Source organism: Sphingopyxis sp. OPL5 (assembly GCF_003797775.2).
In the GTDB taxonomy this organism is placed as follows: Bacteria; Pseudomonadota; Alphaproteobacteria; order Sphingomonadales; family Sphingomonadaceae; genus Sphingopyxis.
The window spans coordinates 1356599-1372816 of record NZ_CP060725.1; the positions used below are offsets into that span (position 1 = coordinate 1356599).

Sequence of the window (16218 nt, forward strand, 5' to 3'; positions counted from 1 at the left end):
ATGAAATGCTCTATGCGCCCCGTCTGGCGCGGCCCTAGCGGGAAAAAGCTGAACGCTCAATGATCGCGATCAGGCGTCGCCCTGGCGCAGCCCGCGTTCGGCGATGCGCCCCGTCACCGCGTCCTTCACCGCCGGAGTGACGAACTTGTGGATGTCGCCGCCGAAGATCGCGATTTCCTTGACCAGCCGCGACGCGATCGGCTGCAATCCGACGTCGGCCATCAGGAACACCGTCTCGATCCGGTCGTTCAATTGCTGGTTCATGCCCGCCATCTGATATTCATATTCGAAGTCGGCGACGGCGCGCAGCCCGCGCACGATCACGCTCGCGCCCTCGCGTTCGGCAAAGTCCATCAGCAGCGAGTTGAAACCGACCACACGGATATCGCCGCCGATGCTGGTGACCTCGCGGCGAACCATCTCGATCCGCTCCTCGTCGTCGAAGAGCGGCGATTTGGTGATGTTGGTGGTCACCCCGATCACCAGCCGGTCGACCAGCTTCGCGCCGCGCCGGATGATGTCCATATGTCCCAGGGTGATCGGATCGAACGTCCCCGGATAAACCCCCACGCGCATCAGCGGTCCCTTTCCACGATATAATGGGCGATGGCGCGCAGCAGCGTCGCCTCTTCGCCAAATCCTGCCAGATGGCCGATCGCCTGGTCGACGAGCGCGACCGCCTGTTCGCGCGCCCGGTCGAGCCCCATCAGCGTCACGAACGTCGCCTTGCCCGCCGCGGCATCCTTGTGCAGCGCCTTCCCCGCCAATTGCTCGTCGCCCTCGACGTCCATGATGTCGTCGGCGATCTGGAAGGCGAGCCCGATGTCGCGCGCATAACCGCGCAGCGGCGTGCGTCCCTCGGCCGGGATGCGCGCAAGGATCGCGCCGGCCTCGACCGAGAAAGCGATCAGCGCCCCGGTCTTCAATTGTTGCAGCCGGGTCACCGTCGGCAGATCGAACTGCGCGGTCTCGGCGACGAGGTCCATCATCTGGCCGCCCGCCATGCCCGCGGGCCCGGCGGCACGCGCGAGTTCGCGAATCAATTCGCTGCGCACGAAGGGATCGGCGTGGGTCGCGGGATCGACGAGCCATTCGAAGGCGAGCGCGTGAAGCGAATCGCCCGCAAGCACGGCCGTCGCCTCGTCATAGGCCCTGTGCACCGTCGGCTTGCCGCGGCGCAGGTCGTCATCGTCCATGCACGGCAGGTCGTCGTGGATCAGCGAATAGACATGCATCGCCTCGACCGCCGCGCCGACGCGCAGCGAAAGATTGCGGTCGACATGATAAAGATCGCCCGCGGCGCGGACGAGCAGGGGACGCAGCCGTTTGCCACCGCCAATCGCGGCGTGGCGCATCGCCTGATAGAGACGCTCGCGCGGATCCTCGGGAACTTGCAGCAACTGGTCGAACAGCCGGTCGGTCGCCTCGACCACCTCGGACTGCGCATCCGCGAGCAGGCGGCCGCCGTCGATATCCCCTTCCGCGACCGTCATCCGGTTCAGCCTTCGCCGAAGGGCGTCGTACCCGCCGGCCGGCCGTCGGCGCCGAGGCTGACCTGTTCGATGCGCGCCTGCGCCGCGGCGAGCCGGGCCTCGCAATGGCCGCGCAGCGCATGGCCGCGTTCGTAGAGCGCAACCGATTCCTCGAGGCTGACGTCGCCGCTTTCGAGCCGCCGCACGATCGTTTCGAGTTCGCCCATCGCGGCTTCGAACGAGAGCGCGGCGATGGCGGGGGCGCCAGAGGTTTCCGGGGCGGGTGCGGGGGTGTCCGTCATGGCACCTGCTTTGGCCCTTTCGACACCCGATGGTCAAGTGCGGTCAAGCTTGACGTCGCCCGGCGGCGCACTAGGCTCGCGCGATGTTCATCGGCCATTTCGCCCCGGCGCTGGTCGCCGCCGCCCGGCCAAAAGCCGCAGGCCTCGGGACGCTCTTCGTCGCCGCACAGCTTGTGGATATCGGCTTCGCAGCGCTGTTGATACCGGGGATCGAGGCGATGCGCATCGCCCCCGGCATCACCGCGATGAACCCGATGGACCTCTTTCATATGCCCTACACCCACAGCCTGCTCGGCAGCCTGCTCTGGGCTACGGTGTTCGGGGCGCTCGTCTGGTTCGCGACGAAGCGGCGCGCGGCGGCGATCGGCGCGGCGCTCGTCGTCGTGTCGCACTGGTTCGTCGACCTGCTCGTCCATATCCCCGACCTGACGCTCTATGGCGCGCCGCCCAAGCTCGGGCTCGGCCTGTGGGATCATCCGGCGATCGCGATGCCGCTGGAGATCGCCTTCATCGGCGCCGCATTGATCTACTACGCCCGCCGCACACAGGCGCCGACGGGCAACAGGCGGCTGTGGATTCTCGCCGGACTGCTCGCCTTCGCGCAGGCCGTCGACTGGTTCGGGCCGAAGGAACCGGTCTATTCGCTCGCGATCCCGGCGACGATGCTTTTCGCTTATGCGCTGCTCGCCGCGACCGCCGCGTGGGCGGGCGCCAACCGCCGTATCGCGGGGGCCATGCCCTGATGCTGCAGGCCGCTGCCGGATACGGCTTCACCGCCCTGATCTTCGGCATTCTCGACGCCTTGTGGCTGACGAAAGTCGGGCCGAAACTTTATCGACCCGAGATCGGCGAACTGCTGATGGACGGCTGGCGCCCCGCGCCCGCGCTCATCTTTTACGCCCTCTATATGCTCGGTATCCAGATTTTTGCGGTCCAGCCGGCGTTCGCGGCGGGCAAATGGCAGGTCGCGGCCACATATGGCGCGCTCTTTGGCTTCTTCTGCTACATGACCTACGACCTTACCAACCATGCGACGATGAAGATCTGGTCGACCAAAATCACTCTCGCCGACATCGTCTGGGGCACCTGCGCGACCGGGCTGTCGGCGGGCGCCGCCGCCTGGCTGGTGCTGGCGCTGCTGCCGCGCAGCGCCTGAGCGCGCTCCACCGCGCGCAATCACGTTTCCGTTTTTTGCAATTGCCGAATGTGGCATGTCGCATCATGCTGCACCGCACAAGAGAGAGGGGCGTAAAGGCAAGTTTTGTTCGTTAAACAAGGACTTGCATCATGAAAAAGTTTCTCCTCCCCATCCTGACCCTGTTCGCCGTCCTGCCCGCCGCCGCGCATGCCGAGGAAGCGCGCCGTTTCGAACATGAGGGTCGCATCTACAGCTACACGATCAAGACCGTCGGCGAACGCCGCATCATCGATGGCGTCGACGAGGCGAGCGGCAAGCGCTTCTCGCTTCGCGTCGGCACCCATAAGGTCCGCGGCACCGTCGGTTCGCAGCAGGTCGAATTCTCGCTGAAGGACGTCGAGCCGCTGAAGGCGACGGTCACCGTCCTCGCCGCGCGCTGATCTCCGACGCAGGCCCCATGGTGCGAAATGCACTATGGGGTCTGTTCGTTTTGTCCTCGCGCGGCTAAAGGCGCGCCATGACTCAGACAGCAGCCGCGCCCGCCTCCGTCATCACCCCCGAGATCGTCGCCGAACACGGCCTGTCTCCGGAAGAATATGAGCGCGTCCTGCACGCGCTCGGGCGCGAACCGAACCTTGTCGAACTCGGCATCTTCTCGGTGATGTGGTCCGAACATTGCAGTTACAAAAGCTCGCGCCTCCATCTCAAGAAACTGCCGACCGAGGCACCCTGGGTCATCTGCGGCCCCGGCGAAAATGCCGGCGTCATCGACATCGGCGAAGGCCCCGACGGCAAAAAGCTCGCCGCGATCTTCAAGATGGAGAGCCACAACCACCCGTCGTATATCGAACCCTATCAGGGTGCAGCGACCGGCGTCGGCGGCATCCTTCGCGACGTCTTTACGATGGGCGCGCGCCCGGTCGCGAACCTCAACGCGCTGCGCTTCGGCCGCCCCGACCATCCGAAGATGAAGCATCTGATCTCGGGCGTCGTCCACGGCATCGGCGGCTACGGCAATTGCGTCGGCGTCCCCACGGTCGGCGGCGAGGTCAATTTCCACAAGGCCTATGACGGCAATATCCTCGTCAACGCGATGACCGTCGGCGTCGCCGAACAGGACAAGATCTTCTATTCGGCCGCCTCGGGCGTCGGCAATCCGATCGTCTATGTCGGTTCGAAAACCGGCCGCGACGGCATCCACGGCGCGACCATGGCGTCAGCCGACTTTGGCGAGGATGCCGAGGAAAAGCGCCCGACGGTGCAGGTCGGCGACCCCTTCACCGAAAAATTGCTGATCGAGGCATGCCTCGAGCTGATGGCGTCGGACGCGATCGTCGCGATCCAGGACATGGGCGCTGCAGGCCTCACCTCGTCATCGGTCGAGATGGCGTCGAAGGGCGGCGTCGGCCTCCATCTCAAGATGGACGATGTGCCGCAGCGCGAAACCGGCATGACGACCTACGAGATGATGCTGTCCGAATCGCAGGAACGTATGCTGATGGTGCTGAAGCCCGGCCGCGAGGATTTCGCCGCCGCGATCTTCCACAAATGGGAACTCGATTTCGCGGTCATCGGCACCGTCACCGACACCGGCCGCATGGTGCTCGAGCATAAGGGCGAGATCGTCTGCGACATTCCGCTCGCCCCGCTCGCCGACGACGCGCCGCTCTACGACCGTCCGCACGTCCCGACGCCGAAGCAGCCCGAACTGCAGAACGTCCCCGAGACGACCGATGTCGCGGCCGACCTCAAGACCTTGATGGGCACCCCCGACATCGCCAGCCGCCGCTGGATCTACGAACAATATGACAGCCAGGTCGGCGGCGACACGCTGCAGATCGGCGGCGACGCCGCGCTTGTTCGTATCCACGGCACCAACCGCGCGCTCGCCATGTCAACCGATTGCACCCCGCGCTATTGCTACGCCGACCCTGTCGAGGGCGGCAAGCAGGCGGTCGCCGAAACCTGGCGCAACATCAGCGCGGTCGGCGCCACGCCCTTGGCGATCACCAACTGCCTCAATTTCGCCAACCCGCAGCGCCCCGAAATCATGGGCCAGATCACCGGCTGCCTCGACGGCATGGCGCAGGCGTGCCGCGCGCTCGACTATCCGATCGTCTCGGGCAACGTCAGCCTCTATAACGAGAGCAAGGCGACCGGCGGCGGCAGCGCGATCCTGCCGACCCCGGCGATCGGCGGCGTCGGCGTGATCGAAGATCTGGGCAAGGCGGTCGGCATCGGCTTCAAGCGCACCGGCGACATCGTCTTGGCGGTCGGCGAGCGCGCCGGCCATCTCGGCCAGTCGGTCTGGCTGCGCGAAATTTTGGGCCGCGAGGAAGGTCCGCCGCCGCCCGTCGACCTGCGCGCCGAAAAGCGCACCGGCGATTTCATCCGCGGTGCGATCAACGCTGGCTGGATCACCGCCTGCCACGACGTCTCCGACGGCGGTATGGCGGTGACGCTCGCCGAAATGGCGCTCAAGTCGAACATCGGTGTGCTGGTTAGCGAAGAACAGCCCTTCGGCGTCGCCGAAAGCTTCTTCGGCGAGGATCAGGGCCTCTACCTCGTCACCGTCTGCGACACCTGCCTCGCCGATTTCCTCGACGCTGCCGGCCGCGCCGATGTGCCCGTCGATCCGGTCGGGCGCACGATCAAGGACCGCATCGTCTTCGAACTGGAAGGCAGCGACCATAGCGTGACGCTCGCCGAGCTGCGCGACGCGCATGAAGGTTTCTTCCCGACGCTGATGGGGGCCGACGCGGCGCTTGCCTAAGTCGTCATTGCGAGCGTAGCGAAGCAATCTCCAGCCGCCGTCCATTGACGACGATAGCTGGAGATTGCTTCGTCGCCTGCGGCTCCTCGCAATGACGAACCACCACTGGCGCGACGAGGTGAGAGGTCTATGAGCATCCATGTCGGAATCGGGGGCTGGACCTTCGAACCGTGGCGCGGCCCCTTCTACCCCGCCGGCCTCGCACAGAAACGCGAGCTCGAATATGCCGGCCAGCATCTGACCGGCATCGAGATCAACGGCACCTATTATGGCAGCCAGAAGCCCGAGACATTCGCGAGCTGGGCGGCCTCGGTCCCCGACGGCTTCAAGTTCAGCGTCAAGGCCTCGCGCTTCACCACCAACCGCAAGATACTGGCCGAAGGCGCCGGATCGATCGAGAAATTCCTGACGCAGGGGCTGACGCGGCTCGGCGACCGTCTCGGCCCGATCCACTGGCAGTTCATGGCAACCAAGAAGTTCGACCGCGACGATTTCGCCGGCTTCCTCGACCTGCTGCCCGACAGCCAGGACGGCCTCCCCCTCCGTCACGCGATCGAGGTCCGACACGAAAGCTTCGGCGACCCTGCCTTCATCGCCATGCTGCGCGAGCGCAACATGGCGGTCGTCTATGCCGACAGCGACGAATTCCCCTGCATCGACGAGCAGACCGCCGACTTCACCTACGCCCGCCTGCAACGCAGCCAGGAGGATGTCGAAACCGGCTATGACGCGGCGGCGCTAGGCAAATGGGCTGTCCAGGCGAAGGACTGGACCAAGGGCGACCGCGACGTCTTCCTCTTCTTCATCTCGGGCGCGAAGGTCCGCAATCCCGCGGCCGCACAGGCGCTGATCGCGCGGCTATGAGTGCCGGCTATTCGGGCACCTCGCTCGCGAAGAAATTGTCGCTGAAGGACGGGATGACCGCGTGGTTCCACACGATGCCCGCCAGCGTGCGCGAAGAGATCGGCGATGTCGCACTCGACGAACGCGCCGCGCCCGAGGCGGGCCTGCAGGCCGTGCATATCTTCACCACCGAGCGCGCCGAACTCGAGCGCCTGCTCACCGAGCTGCGCACGCTGATCGACCCCACGGGTTTCGTCTGGGTGAGTTGGCCCAAGAAGGCCGCGAAAGTCCCGACCGACATCACCGAGGATGTGATCCGCGAGATTTGCCTGCCGATGGGCTGGGTCGATGTGAAGGTCTGCGCCGTCGATACGGTGTGGTCGGGGCTGAAGCTGATGGTGCGGAAAAAGCTGCGCTGATCGACAAAAGCGACGGTCGGGCTAAATAGATCCTCCCCTTCGCGAAGCGTTGGGGAGGGGGACCGCGCCCGCAGGGCGTGGTGGAGGGGTCGCGCGTGCCGCCAAGCAACAACGCCTACAGGAACGCGAAACGGTTGCGCCGCAAGATGTCGCTCCCCGAAGTGCTGCTCTGGCAAATCCTCAGAAAGCAGCCCGGCTATATCAAATTCAGGCGCCAGCACCCGATCGGCCGATATGTGCTGGACTTCTATGTGCTGGAACTAAAGCTCGCGATCGAGATCGACGGCATCGCCCACGACATGGGCGACCGACCCGACCGCGACGAGGCGCGCGACCAGTGGCTTGAATCGCAAGGAGTGCGGATGCTGTGTATCGCCGCGAAGGACGTCCTCGCCAACCCCGTCGCTGTCGCAGACAGCATCGTGCGGCTCTATACCGAGAGGTAAAACCCCTCCACCACTCGCTACGCGAGCGGTCCCCCTCCCCATGGCTTCGCCAAGGGGAGGATCTTCAGGTCAAGCCGCAACCGCCTGCTGCGACGCCAGGAAGTTATACGGGTCGATGCCGCGGCTGCGGTATGCCCGGTGCGCTTCCTTATAAAGCGTCGGTTCCCCGATCCCCAACCGCGCGCGTGCGGCGTCGAGCGGTTCGGCGAGCAGCGAGCGGATATCCTGCTCGATGATCGCCTTCGACGCCTTGCCGTGACGCTGGCCCTGGCGGATCGCGCTCATCACCGGCGCGTCGCCCTTGACGCTGCGCTTCAGTTCGTAACCGCCGGCATAGGCGATGAAGAAATTGCCGTAATTGCCCGTCTGGCCATAGGTGAAGCCGAGCACGCACTGCTCGCCGAGTGCGTCGCGGCCATAGCCGGTCAGGATGTGGAACAGGTCGTGCGTATCGCGCAGGCGGTTGGCATACCATTGCACCTGGTCGTCGAACTTCGGGCGCCCCATCTTGTCGGCCTCGGCGACCAGGCCGGCCGCCGACAGGCCTTCGCGGCGCATGAAGGTGACATAGGCGTGGCCCACCGTGCCTTCGGGCAGTGCGTCGATCCAGCCATGATCGTCGAGTAGATCGGGCAGATAGGGCTCGCTCGCCATCAGCCGCTGGCCGAAATCGCTTTCGACGAAGGCGCGCGCATCATCCATGAAGCCCTTGCGCGGAAGATTCTCGAAGATGTGGAAGACCTGCTCGGTGTCTTCCTTGTCCTTGATCAGCTTGCGAAAGTGCGACAGCGCCTTGAACGGGCGGAACTTAGCGGGCTGGCGGGCGGGATGGGAGAAGATGGTCGGGGTCATGGCGGCTCTCTTTCGGCGGACTCTGGCGAATCATCTGACGCTGTCCAGATAGCATTACTGACATACATGTCAATAGCGTTTCGACGGGCTGGACGGACTGGCCCCCGAACCGTTATACCATCATAATACAGCATCGGCGATGTGCGCGATGATCGAGAAGTTGCGAAGACCTTCGATCGACAGGGGAACGGTATGAACGGGCAAGCGGCAGCAACGCGTTACGAAAGTCTCGACGCCATTCGCGGCGTCGCGGTGATGGGCATATTGGCAATGAACATCGTCGCCTTCGCATTGCCGATGAGCGCCTATTTCAATCCCGCCGCCGGCGGAGCGCCAGGCACGAGCGACCTTGCAACCTGGGCGTTCAATTTCGTTTTTGTCGATTCCAAGATGCGCGGGCTTTTTTCGGTGCTGTTCGGCGCCAGCACCCTGCTGGTGATCCAGAGCGCCGAGGCGAGCGGGCGCAGCGCGGCCGGTACGCATTATGCGCGAATGTTCTGGCTCGGGCTGTTCGGCCTCGCCCACTATTACCTCTTCTGGTTCGGCGACATCCTGTCGCTCTATGCCGCATGCGGGCTGCTGCTGTTCCTGTTTCGGGGCCTGTCGATCCGCGCACTGCTGATCTGGGCGGGTGCGTTCCTGTTCGTCTCGCTGCTGTTCCTGGGATCGACCTGGCTGTCGATCGCGATGCTCGATACCGGCGGCCTGCCGCCCGAAACCGCCGCCGCCATGGGTCAGCAAATGGCCGAATTCAACGCGATGATGGGACCGAACTCGCCGACCTATGCCGCCGACGTCGCCCATTTCCTCGGCAGCTATCGCGAGATCGCGGGCACCCGCATGGGTCCCGACGCCGCCGAACCGCTGGTGCAGGTCATGCTGTTCCTGTGGGAGAGCATGGCGCTGATGCTGATCGGGATGGCGCTGTTCAAGTCGCGCATGCTGACGGGCGAATGGAGTCCGGAGCGCTACACCAAATGGGCCACCGCCTGCTTCGCGATTGCGGCACCCGTGCTCGCATGGATGGCGTGGCACAGCGCGCAGACGGGCTTCGCGACGATGACGGTGTTCGGAACCAGCCTCGTCTTCTCGACACCGTTCGACATCCTGATGACCGTCGGCTGGGCGGCGCTGATCATGCTGCTGATCCAGACCCGCGCCAGCGCCGCGGTCCGGGCGCGCCTCGCCGCGACGGGGCGCATGGCCTTCACCAACTATCTGGTGACGACGATCGTGATGACGACGATCTTCTACGGCTATGGACTGGGCCTGTTCGGCAGCGTCGGGCGCGCCGGACTTTACCTGTTCTGCTTCGGCATGTGGGCGGCGATGCTGTTCTGGTCGAAACCCTGGCTCGCCCGCTTCTACTACGGGCCGCTCGAATGGCTGTGGCGCAGCCTGTCGCGCTTCAGCTTGCAACCGATGCGGAAAGGCGCGGCGGTTCAGTAACCGACGGCGCGCCCGAAACCGGGGGCGCGGCGCTGGACGAGCGGATTGGCTTCCTTTTCCAGCGCAGCCAGCGTTTCCTCGAACAGTGGGCGCAGCGTGACCACGCGTGGCAGATATTCTTCGGGGCTGACCTGACTTTCGATGCAATGGCGCGCGAAGGTTTCGATATCTTCGGCAAGGTCGGCGAGTTTTTCGGCCCCGAACTGACGCGATTCGCCCTTCAGCGTGTGCGCGGGCATGACGAGACCGCGTGCGTCGCGGGCGCGCATCGCTTCCTCGATCGCGACGACCGATTTGGTGCCGTCTTCGCGAAAATAGCCCAATATCCGCACGAAAGCAGCGCCGAGCTGCGTGCGCGTCGCGCGGAATTCATCCCAATCGACCAGGATATCGTCCACTCGTTTGTCCCTTGGCATCAAAATTCGGTCTTTGGTCCCAGCCCCGTCATGCCGCGAATCCGGTAAAAAAGCCGTTACGATGGGGACGTCCGCTTCCGATGCGGCCCGTTTTGGGTCAGGTACGGCGGACCAGCCAGCGGCCTGCGGCTTCGGTCGTGACGGTCCAGCCATGTTCGCCCGCCAGCGCCGCGACTTCGCGCTCCGCCTGCGGATCGTCGGCGAGCAGGATCACAGCGGGATCGGTACGCATCGCGCGGGCGAGCCGTAGCGCCGGCCATGGGCATTTCATGCCGCGCGCATCGACGATTACCGTATCCAAGTTTTCAGCGGCCGTCATTCGTCATAGGGATTGCGCGAATTGCGGAAATTCAGCCGCACGGGCACGCCCTGAAACCCCAGTTCCTTGCGCATGCCGTTGACCAGATAACGCTCGTAACTGCCGGGCAGCGAGTCGGTGCGCGTGCCGAAAACGACGAAGGTCGGCGGGCGGGTGCGCGCCTGGGTGATATAGCGTAGCTTGATGCGCTTGCCGCCGGGCGCGGGCGGCGGGTTGTTTTCGACCGCGCTTTCGAACCAGCGGTTGAGCCGTGCGGTCGAGACGCGGTTGGTCCATATCGCGCGCTGTTCGAAGGCGACACGGACAAGCGTGTCGATTCCCCGGCCCGTCGCGCCCGAAATGGTGAGTACCGGGACGCCCTTGACCTGGCTGAGTCCGTCCTCGAGCGCGCCTCGGACGCCGTTGAACAGCGACGACGGGTCCTCGGCGACGTCCCATTTGTTGAGCGCGACGATCAGCGCGCGGCCTTCCTGCAGCACGCGGTCGGCGATGTGCAGATCCTGCGATTCCAGGCCTTTGGTGGCGTCGAGCAGCAGCACCACAACCTCGGCGAAATCGACCGCGTGGAGCGCGTCCATCACCGACAGTTTCTCGAGCTTGTCCTGCACCTTGGCGCGCTTGCGCATGCCCGCAGTGTCGAACAGCTGGATCTCGTGGACCTCGCCGTCATTTTCCCACCGCCAGTCGACGCGGATCGAATCGCGCGTGATCCCCGCCTCGGGTCCGGTGATCAGCCGGTCCTCGCCGATCATGCGGTTGATCAGCGTCGATTTGCCCGCATTGGGGCGGCCGACGATCGCCAGCTTCAGCGGACCGAGCGGCGCATCCTCATCCTCTTCGCCCTCGATGGGCGGCGGCAGGGCTTCGGCCGCGGCGGCGTCATAACCCTCGACGATCGGGCGCAGCGCGTCGAACAGGTCGACAATGCCCTCGCCATGTTCGGCGCTGAGCGCGATCGGATTGTCGAAGCCGAGCGAATAGCTTTCGTTGAGGCCGTTTTCGCCCTGTTTGCCCTCGGCCTTGTTGACCACGAGGATGATCGGCGTGTCCTCGCTGCGCAGCCAGCGCGCGATTTCCTCGTCGAGCGGAGTCACGCCGGCGCGGCCGTCGATCATGAACAGCGCAGCGTCGGCCTCGCGCACCGCTTTCTCCGTCTGCACACGCATCCGGCCGGGCAGCGTCGCCGCGTCATAATCCTCGAACCCCGCGGTATCGACGATCGTGAATTTCAGTCCCAGCAGTTCGCCGTCGCCTTCGCGCCGGTCGCGCGTCACCCCCGGCTGGTCGTCGACCAGCGCCAGGCGCTTGCCGACGAGCCGGTTGAACAGCGTCGATTTGCCGACATTGGGCCGGCCGACAATGGCGATCGTTGCGGATCGCGCCATTTCATATTCCTTCAATAAATAGGGACAGTCCCTATTTAATTTAGCGCCAGGCGGTGATGCGTCCGTCGTCCGCCAGGATATAGAGGACATTGTTCGCGACGATCGGCGACTGCGACAGCGACGTCTTGAACTCGGTCGTCGCGATCAGCGACCCGTCGGCGGGCGAAAATTCGGAAAGCTGACCCTCGCTGTTCACCGCGATCAGGCGGCCACCGGCGAGGATCGGGCCGGTCCAGCGGATCGGGTCCTTCTTCTTCTTTTCGGTTTCGACACGGAAGCGCGCGAGCTGCTGAAGCCAGCGCACCTTGCCGGTGCCGCGCGCGACGCACAGCAATTTGCCGTCGTCGGTCATCGCATAGACCCATTCGCCGACCACATAGGGCGTCGAAATGCCGGCGATCGAAATTTCCCAGCTGCGCTGGCCGGTGACGAGTTCGTAGCTCGCCATGCGGCCGCCCTGGCCGAGCGCGAAGACGCGGCCGCGGTCGATCACCGGGTCGGCATCGACGTCGGACAAGGTCGACACCGACAGCGCCATCGAGGTGCGCGCCAGCGCATCTTCCCAAAGGTCGCGGCCATTCTCGTACCGATAGGCCTGCACCTCGCCCGACGAGAAGCCGGCAACAATCGTGCCCTGCCCCGCGGCGGGCGATCCGGCGCCGAAGATGCTGCCGGCTTCGAGCGACGCCGTCGCCTGCCACAGCACCGCGCCGTCGGCGGCGTTGAGCGCGATGATCTGGTTGTCCTGGGTGATGACATAGACGCCGCCGAAGGCGATCGTCGGGGCGCCGCGCAGCGGCCCCGCGGGCTTCACCTTCCACAGGATCGATCCGTCGGCCGCGTTCAGCGCGGCCACATCGCCGACGCCGCTGGTCGCATAGACGACGCTACCGTCGACCGACGCGCCGCCACCGAACAGCGAATCCTTGAAATCCTTGCCCGTGGTGCCGATCGCCGCGCTCCACAGCGACGCGCCGGTGTCGGCCGAAAAGGCCGAGACGACGGCATCGGTGCCGACCACGAACAGCCGGTTGTCCGAAACGACCGGTGCCGCGGCCAGCCGCTGCTTGTTGTTGCCGCCGGCGATGCTGGCGGTCCAGATCTGGCTGCGCGACGCGCCGAGCGCGGGATGGCCCATCGATTTCGACGCGTTGCCGCCCGACTGCGCCCAGTTCGCGTTCACGACGGGATTGGGCAGCACGACCGCGACCGACGCCGTGGCGGGATCGACCTTGACGCTGTTATCGTTCGACAGGATCGAGACGCGGTCGCCGACGGTCGGGGTTTTCGGCCCGCCATTGCCCTTGAGCACGCCGCAGCCGGCGAGCGTCAGCGCAATCAGCGCCACGCCGACAAAATTGGCTTTCCGCATTATTTCTTTTCCTCGGCTGGTCCGGCGGCCGCCGGTGCGGCGCTGCCCTTCTGTTCCTTCGCGGCGCTCTCGGCCGCGCGATCCTTGACGACGTCGACGCCCAGCATGCCGGCCATCTGGACGGTGCGCGACTGCAGCGACTTGGGGATATTGGGGGTGTCGGCGATCCGGCCGTAAAGCGCGCCCGCCTCTTTAAACTGACCGAGCTGGTAATGCGCGGTTGCCGACAGTTCGGCGGCGCTCGGGAACCAGCTCGACGCGGGATCCTTGGCATCGACCATCGGTTTCATTCGCGCGATCACTACTTCGGGCTTCAGCGTGTCATATTCGAAGGCGGTCTGGCGGATCAGCGCCAGATCACGCAGCGACGGGTCGAGCTTGGTGTCGGCGGCGGCCTTGGCCATCAGCGCGGCAGCGGCTTTCAGGTCGCCGCGTTCGGCCTTCATGTTCGCTTGCTGGAACAGCGCGACGGCGCGATAGGCGGGGCCGCCGTCGGCCTCGATCTTGGTCAGCTCGGCGGTCGCCGCGGTCGGCTGCGCCGCCTTCAACTTGTCGAAGGCCGCGAGCAGCTGCTCGGCATTCTCGCCGCGCTTGGTTTCCTGCATATGGCCCCAATAAAGGTAGCCGCCGAACGCGATCAACGCCGCGACGACCCCGACCAAGATCCAGATGCCAAACCGCTGCCAGATGCTGTCGAGCTGGTCCTTGCGGACAGCCTCATCCACTTCCTGCAACAGGGCCGCATTGTTCGTCGGGCTCAACGCCACACATATTCTCCATAGACCGGGCAGGCACGAAGACGCCCGCCGGTGGTTTCCTTAGCGACGGCACCCGAAAAGGCCAAGCTTTTCACTTGGCCCGCACACACCGCCTTATGCCGGATCAACCGGCGTAGATCTGATCTTCGGTGGGGAATGAACGGGACCTGACTTCGTCGGCATAATCCTTGACCGCGCCGTTCACCACGCCGGCCATATCCTGATAGCGTTTCACGAATTTGGGGACACGATCGAACATACCGAGCATGTCGTCGGTGACCAGCACCTGACCGTCGCATTTGGCCGAGGCCCCGATGCCAATCGTCGGGCAGTCGACCTTCTCGGTGATCTCGATCGCGATCGATTCGAGCACGCCTTCGATGACGATCGAAAAAGCGCCCGCCTTTGCGACCGCGATCGCGTCCTCGACGATCGAACGCGCTTCCTCCTCGCTCTTGCCGCGCACGCCATAGCCGCCGAGGATATTCACCGCCTGCGGGGTCAGCCCGACATGGCCCATTACCGGAATGCCGCGCTGGGTCAGGAATTCGATCGTCGGGGCGAGCACCTTGCCGCCCTCGACCTTGACCGCCGCGGCGCCGGTTTCCTTGAGCAGCCGCGCCGCATTGTCGAACGCCTGCTGCGGGCTGCCCTCATAGCTGCCGAAGGGCATGTCGACGATCACCGCCGCATGATAGCTGCCGCGCACCACCGCCGCGCCGTGCAGCGCCATCATGTCCATCGTCACGCCGACGGTGTGCGGCAGGCCATAGATCACCTGCGCCAGCGAATCGCCGACGAGCAGCATGTCGCAATGCGGATCGAGCAGCTGCGCCATGCGGACGGTATAGGCGGTCAGCATGACGATCGGCTCGCCGCCCTTGCGCTGGCGAATCCGCGGCACCGTCAGGCGTTTCATCGGCTGCGGCGTCGGATTGGCGCGGCTGGTTGAGGTGTCGTAGGTGAGCGTTTTGGGGAGCGTGGACATGGGGTCGCCGCTTACCCCCAAATAGAAGGCGGCGAAAGCGCCAAAGCCATGCCATGTTATTATTTGTTGACTCAATGTTAAAAATATTAGACATAGAGTGCATATTTCATGACATGGAGTCGAATCGGATGGCTTTCCGCGAGAAAATTCACTGGGTCACGCTGGTGACGATGATCCTGGCCTTCGGCTGGTACTTCCTCGCCTACCCTTGGCAGATCGCCGACCGTCCGGCGGCTGTGTGGGCGACGGCGGGGATGCTGGTGCCGGTCACCATCGCAATCATCGTCGCGATGACCGTCGCCACCGCCTTCCTTGCGATCCGCAACCGCGGAGAGGTCGATGTCAAAGAGGATGAACGCGACCGCAGCTTTCATATGCACGGCACCCATTATGCCTATTATCCGCTCGTCGTCGGCATCTGGGTCAACATCTTCCTGATCTTCTGGGGCATCGGCCAAGCGCAGCAGCTCAATCTGATGATCGCGACGCTGGTCGTCGCCGAGTTGGTCCGCATCGGGACCCAGTTGTTCCTCTATCGCCGGGGGTACTGAGCCATGTCCCCGCGACCCTCGAATCCGCGCGGCAGCTTGCCGGCGCCGACACCGGAGACTTGTCGATGAACTTCCGTGAAAAGACCGCCTGGCTGAACGTCATCGCGATGGTCGCCGCCTATACCCTCTATTTCGGGCTGCTCCTGTCCGGGCATCCCGCCGGGCGCGAAATATTCCCCATGCTGTGGCTCTTCGGATCGATCGCCATAGCGCATGCCGCCACCGTCATCGTCGGCACGATCATCCTGTCGGCGCAGGCCCCGAAGTCGGAGCGCGCGCGCGCCGACGAGCGCGACCGCGCGATCCGCCGCCGCGGGGCGACCGCCGCCTATTATGTGCTGCTGGTGGGGATGATGGTCGTCGGCGTCTATATGCCCTTCGTCGACGGCGGGGTGCGGCTGGCGAATTGCGGCCTGTTCGCGATCGTCGCCGCCGAACTGGTAAACAGCGTCGTCGTGCTCATCAGCTACCGGAGGGGCTGGCATGGCTAAGCCCCCTTTCACCAACGACATCCGCACGCTGCGCTTCCTTTCGGGCGAGATGACCCAAGGCGACCTCGGCGACCGGGTCGGGGTCACCCGCCAGACGATCGCGGCAATCGAACAGGGCAAATATTCCCCCTCGCTCGAAGTCGCCTTTCGCATCGCGCGCACGTTCGACAAGCCGCTCGAAGCGGTGTTCCAGTGGGACGAAAGCGCCGATTGAAACAGCGCGGCCGCGCGGGTGCGGCCTCGG

General features: G+C 64.9%; 21 protein-coding genes. 11 read left to right on the forward strand and 10 right to left on the reverse strand.

Going from position 1 to position 16218, the window contains the following annotated elements; genetic code table 11:
- Positions 1 to 69: 69 nt before the first annotated feature.
- Genes coaD through EEB18_RS06495 form a run of 3 tightly spaced genes read right to left on the reverse strand, consistent with a single transcriptional unit; the run spans position 70 to position 1774 of the window.
- Positions 70 to 576, reverse strand: a complete 507-nt coding sequence (coaD, locus tag EEB18_RS06485; protein ID WP_056343510.1) for a pantetheine-phosphate adenylyltransferase — start codon at positions 574 to 576, stop codon at positions 70 to 72.
- Positions 576 to 1493, reverse strand: a complete 918-nt coding sequence (locus tag EEB18_RS06490; protein WP_187141050.1) for a polyprenyl synthetase family protein — start codon at positions 1491 to 1493, stop codon at positions 576 to 578. The genes coaD and EEB18_RS06490 overlap by 1 nt, the downstream gene beginning before the upstream one ends.
- Before the next feature lie 5 nt (positions 1494 to 1498).
- The gene (locus EEB18_RS06495) at positions 1499 to 1774 is read right to left on the reverse strand and encodes an exodeoxyribonuclease VII small subunit (protein WP_187141051.1); all 276 of its coding nucleotides are present in this window, start codon (positions 1772 to 1774) and stop codon (positions 1499 to 1501) included.
- Between the two features lie 83 nt (positions 1775 to 1857).
- Between EEB18_RS06495 and EEB18_RS06500 the strand changes: the two genes are divergently transcribed.
- The 7 genes from EEB18_RS06500 (at position 1858) to EEB18_RS06530 (ending at position 7393) form a co-directional block, all read left to right on the forward strand.
- Complete coding sequence (locus EEB18_RS06500) at positions 1858 to 2517, forward strand: hypothetical protein (protein WP_187141052.1); 660 nt, start codon at positions 1858 to 1860, stop codon at positions 2515 to 2517.
- On the forward strand, positions 2517 to 2930 hold the full coding sequence (locus EEB18_RS06505; protein WP_187141053.1) for a DUF2177 family protein: 414 nt from the start codon (positions 2517 to 2519) through the stop codon (positions 2928 to 2930). Before EEB18_RS06500 ends, EEB18_RS06505 begins: the two co-directional genes overlap by 1 nt.
- Before the next feature lie 131 nt (positions 2931 to 3061).
- Positions 3062 to 3352: a hypothetical protein gene (locus EEB18_RS06510; protein ID WP_056343528.1), complete on the forward strand. Its 291-nt coding sequence runs from the start codon at positions 3062 to 3064 to the stop codon at positions 3350 to 3352.
- A 77-nt stretch (positions 3353 to 3429) separates the two neighbouring features.
- Entirely contained in the window at positions 3430 to 5685 is a 2256-nt protein-coding gene (purL, locus tag EEB18_RS06515) for a phosphoribosylformylglycinamidine synthase subunit PurL (RefSeq protein WP_187141054.1), read from the forward strand.
- 129 nt (positions 5686 to 5814) lie between these two features.
- A complete protein-coding gene (locus EEB18_RS06520; RefSeq protein ID WP_187141055.1) occupies positions 5815 to 6549 on the forward strand; it encodes a DUF72 domain-containing protein in 735 nt (244 codons plus the stop codon).
- Positions 6546 to 6947, forward strand: a complete 402-nt coding sequence (locus EEB18_RS06525; RefSeq protein ID WP_187141056.1) for a hypothetical protein — start codon at positions 6546 to 6548, stop codon at positions 6945 to 6947. Before EEB18_RS06520 ends, EEB18_RS06525 begins: the two co-directional genes overlap by 4 nt.
- Positions 6948 to 7042: 95 nt before the next feature.
- Positions 7043 to 7393 carry an endonuclease domain-containing protein gene (locus EEB18_RS06530; protein ID WP_262408223.1) on the forward strand — a complete coding sequence of 117 codons (351 nt, stop codon included), beginning with the start codon at positions 7043 to 7045 and terminating at the stop codon, positions 7391 to 7393.
- A gap of 69 nt (positions 7394 to 7462) precedes the next feature.
- On the opposite strand, the gene EEB18_RS06535 is transcribed toward EEB18_RS06530, so the two are convergent.
- Entirely contained in the window at positions 7463 to 8245 is a 783-nt protein-coding gene (locus EEB18_RS06535) for a Coq4 family protein (RefSeq protein ID WP_187141057.1), read from the reverse strand.
- A 192-nt stretch (positions 8246 to 8437) separates the two neighbouring features.
- Between EEB18_RS06535 and EEB18_RS06540 the strand changes: the two genes are divergently transcribed.
- On the forward strand, positions 8438 to 9694 hold the full coding sequence (locus tag EEB18_RS06540; protein ID WP_187141058.1) for a DUF418 domain-containing protein: 1257 nt from the start codon (positions 8438 to 8440) through the stop codon (positions 9692 to 9694).
- Here the strand turns inward: EEB18_RS06540 and EEB18_RS06545 are convergent.
- The 6 genes from EEB18_RS06545 to panB form a co-directional block, all read right to left on the reverse strand.
- On the reverse strand, positions 9688 to 10110 hold the full coding sequence (locus tag EEB18_RS06545; protein WP_056343545.1) for an Hpt domain-containing protein: 423 nt from the start codon (positions 10108 to 10110) through the stop codon (positions 9688 to 9690). The two genes, EEB18_RS06540 and EEB18_RS06545, sit on opposite strands and share 7 nt — an antisense overlap.
- A gap of 97 nt (positions 10111 to 10207) precedes the next feature.
- Positions 10208 to 10411 carry a sulfurtransferase TusA family protein gene (locus EEB18_RS06550; RefSeq protein ID WP_262408148.1) on the reverse strand — a complete coding sequence of 68 codons (204 nt, stop codon included), beginning with the start codon at positions 10409 to 10411 and terminating at the stop codon, positions 10208 to 10210.
- Positions 10412 to 10425: 14 nt separating this feature from the next.
- Positions 10426 to 11814 carry a ribosome biogenesis GTPase Der gene (der, locus tag EEB18_RS06555; protein ID WP_187141059.1) on the reverse strand — a complete coding sequence of 463 codons (1389 nt, stop codon included), beginning with the start codon at positions 11812 to 11814 and terminating at the stop codon, positions 10426 to 10428.
- A 40-nt stretch (positions 11815 to 11854) separates the two neighbouring features.
- On the reverse strand, positions 11855 to 13186 hold the full coding sequence (locus tag EEB18_RS06560) for a PQQ-binding-like beta-propeller repeat protein (RefSeq protein ID WP_187141060.1): 1332 nt from the start codon (positions 13184 to 13186) through the stop codon (positions 11855 to 11857).
- Complete coding sequence (locus EEB18_RS06565; RefSeq protein WP_187141061.1) at positions 13186 to 13953, reverse strand: tetratricopeptide repeat protein; 768 nt, start codon at positions 13951 to 13953, stop codon at positions 13186 to 13188. The genes EEB18_RS06560 and EEB18_RS06565 overlap by 1 nt, the downstream gene beginning before the upstream one ends.
- 115 nt (positions 13954 to 14068) lie before the next feature.
- Positions 14069 to 14932, reverse strand: a complete 864-nt coding sequence (panB, locus tag EEB18_RS06570; protein WP_056343565.1) for a 3-methyl-2-oxobutanoate hydroxymethyltransferase — start codon at positions 14930 to 14932, stop codon at positions 14069 to 14071.
- Positions 14933 to 15060: 128 nt separating this feature from the next.
- Here panB and EEB18_RS06575 point away from each other — a divergent pair, with 128 nt between their 5' ends.
- The 3 genes from EEB18_RS06575 to EEB18_RS06585 all read left to right on the forward strand — a co-directional run bounded on the left by EEB18_RS06575 (position 15061) and on the right by EEB18_RS06585 (position 16188).
- Positions 15061 to 15483, forward strand: coding sequence for a hypothetical protein (locus EEB18_RS06575; protein ID WP_187141062.1), 423 nt, complete (start codon positions 15061 to 15063; stop codon positions 15481 to 15483).
- A gap of 65 nt (positions 15484 to 15548) precedes the next feature.
- Complete coding sequence (locus EEB18_RS06580; protein WP_056346981.1) at positions 15549 to 15974, forward strand: hypothetical protein; 426 nt, start codon at positions 15549 to 15551, stop codon at positions 15972 to 15974.
- Positions 15967 to 16188 carry a helix-turn-helix transcriptional regulator gene (locus EEB18_RS06585; protein WP_056343571.1) on the forward strand — a complete coding sequence of 74 codons (222 nt, stop codon included), beginning with the start codon at positions 15967 to 15969 and terminating at the stop codon, positions 16186 to 16188. The genes EEB18_RS06580 and EEB18_RS06585 overlap by 8 nt, the downstream gene beginning before the upstream one ends.
- The last annotated feature ends 30 nt before the right edge of the window (positions 16189 to 16218 follow it).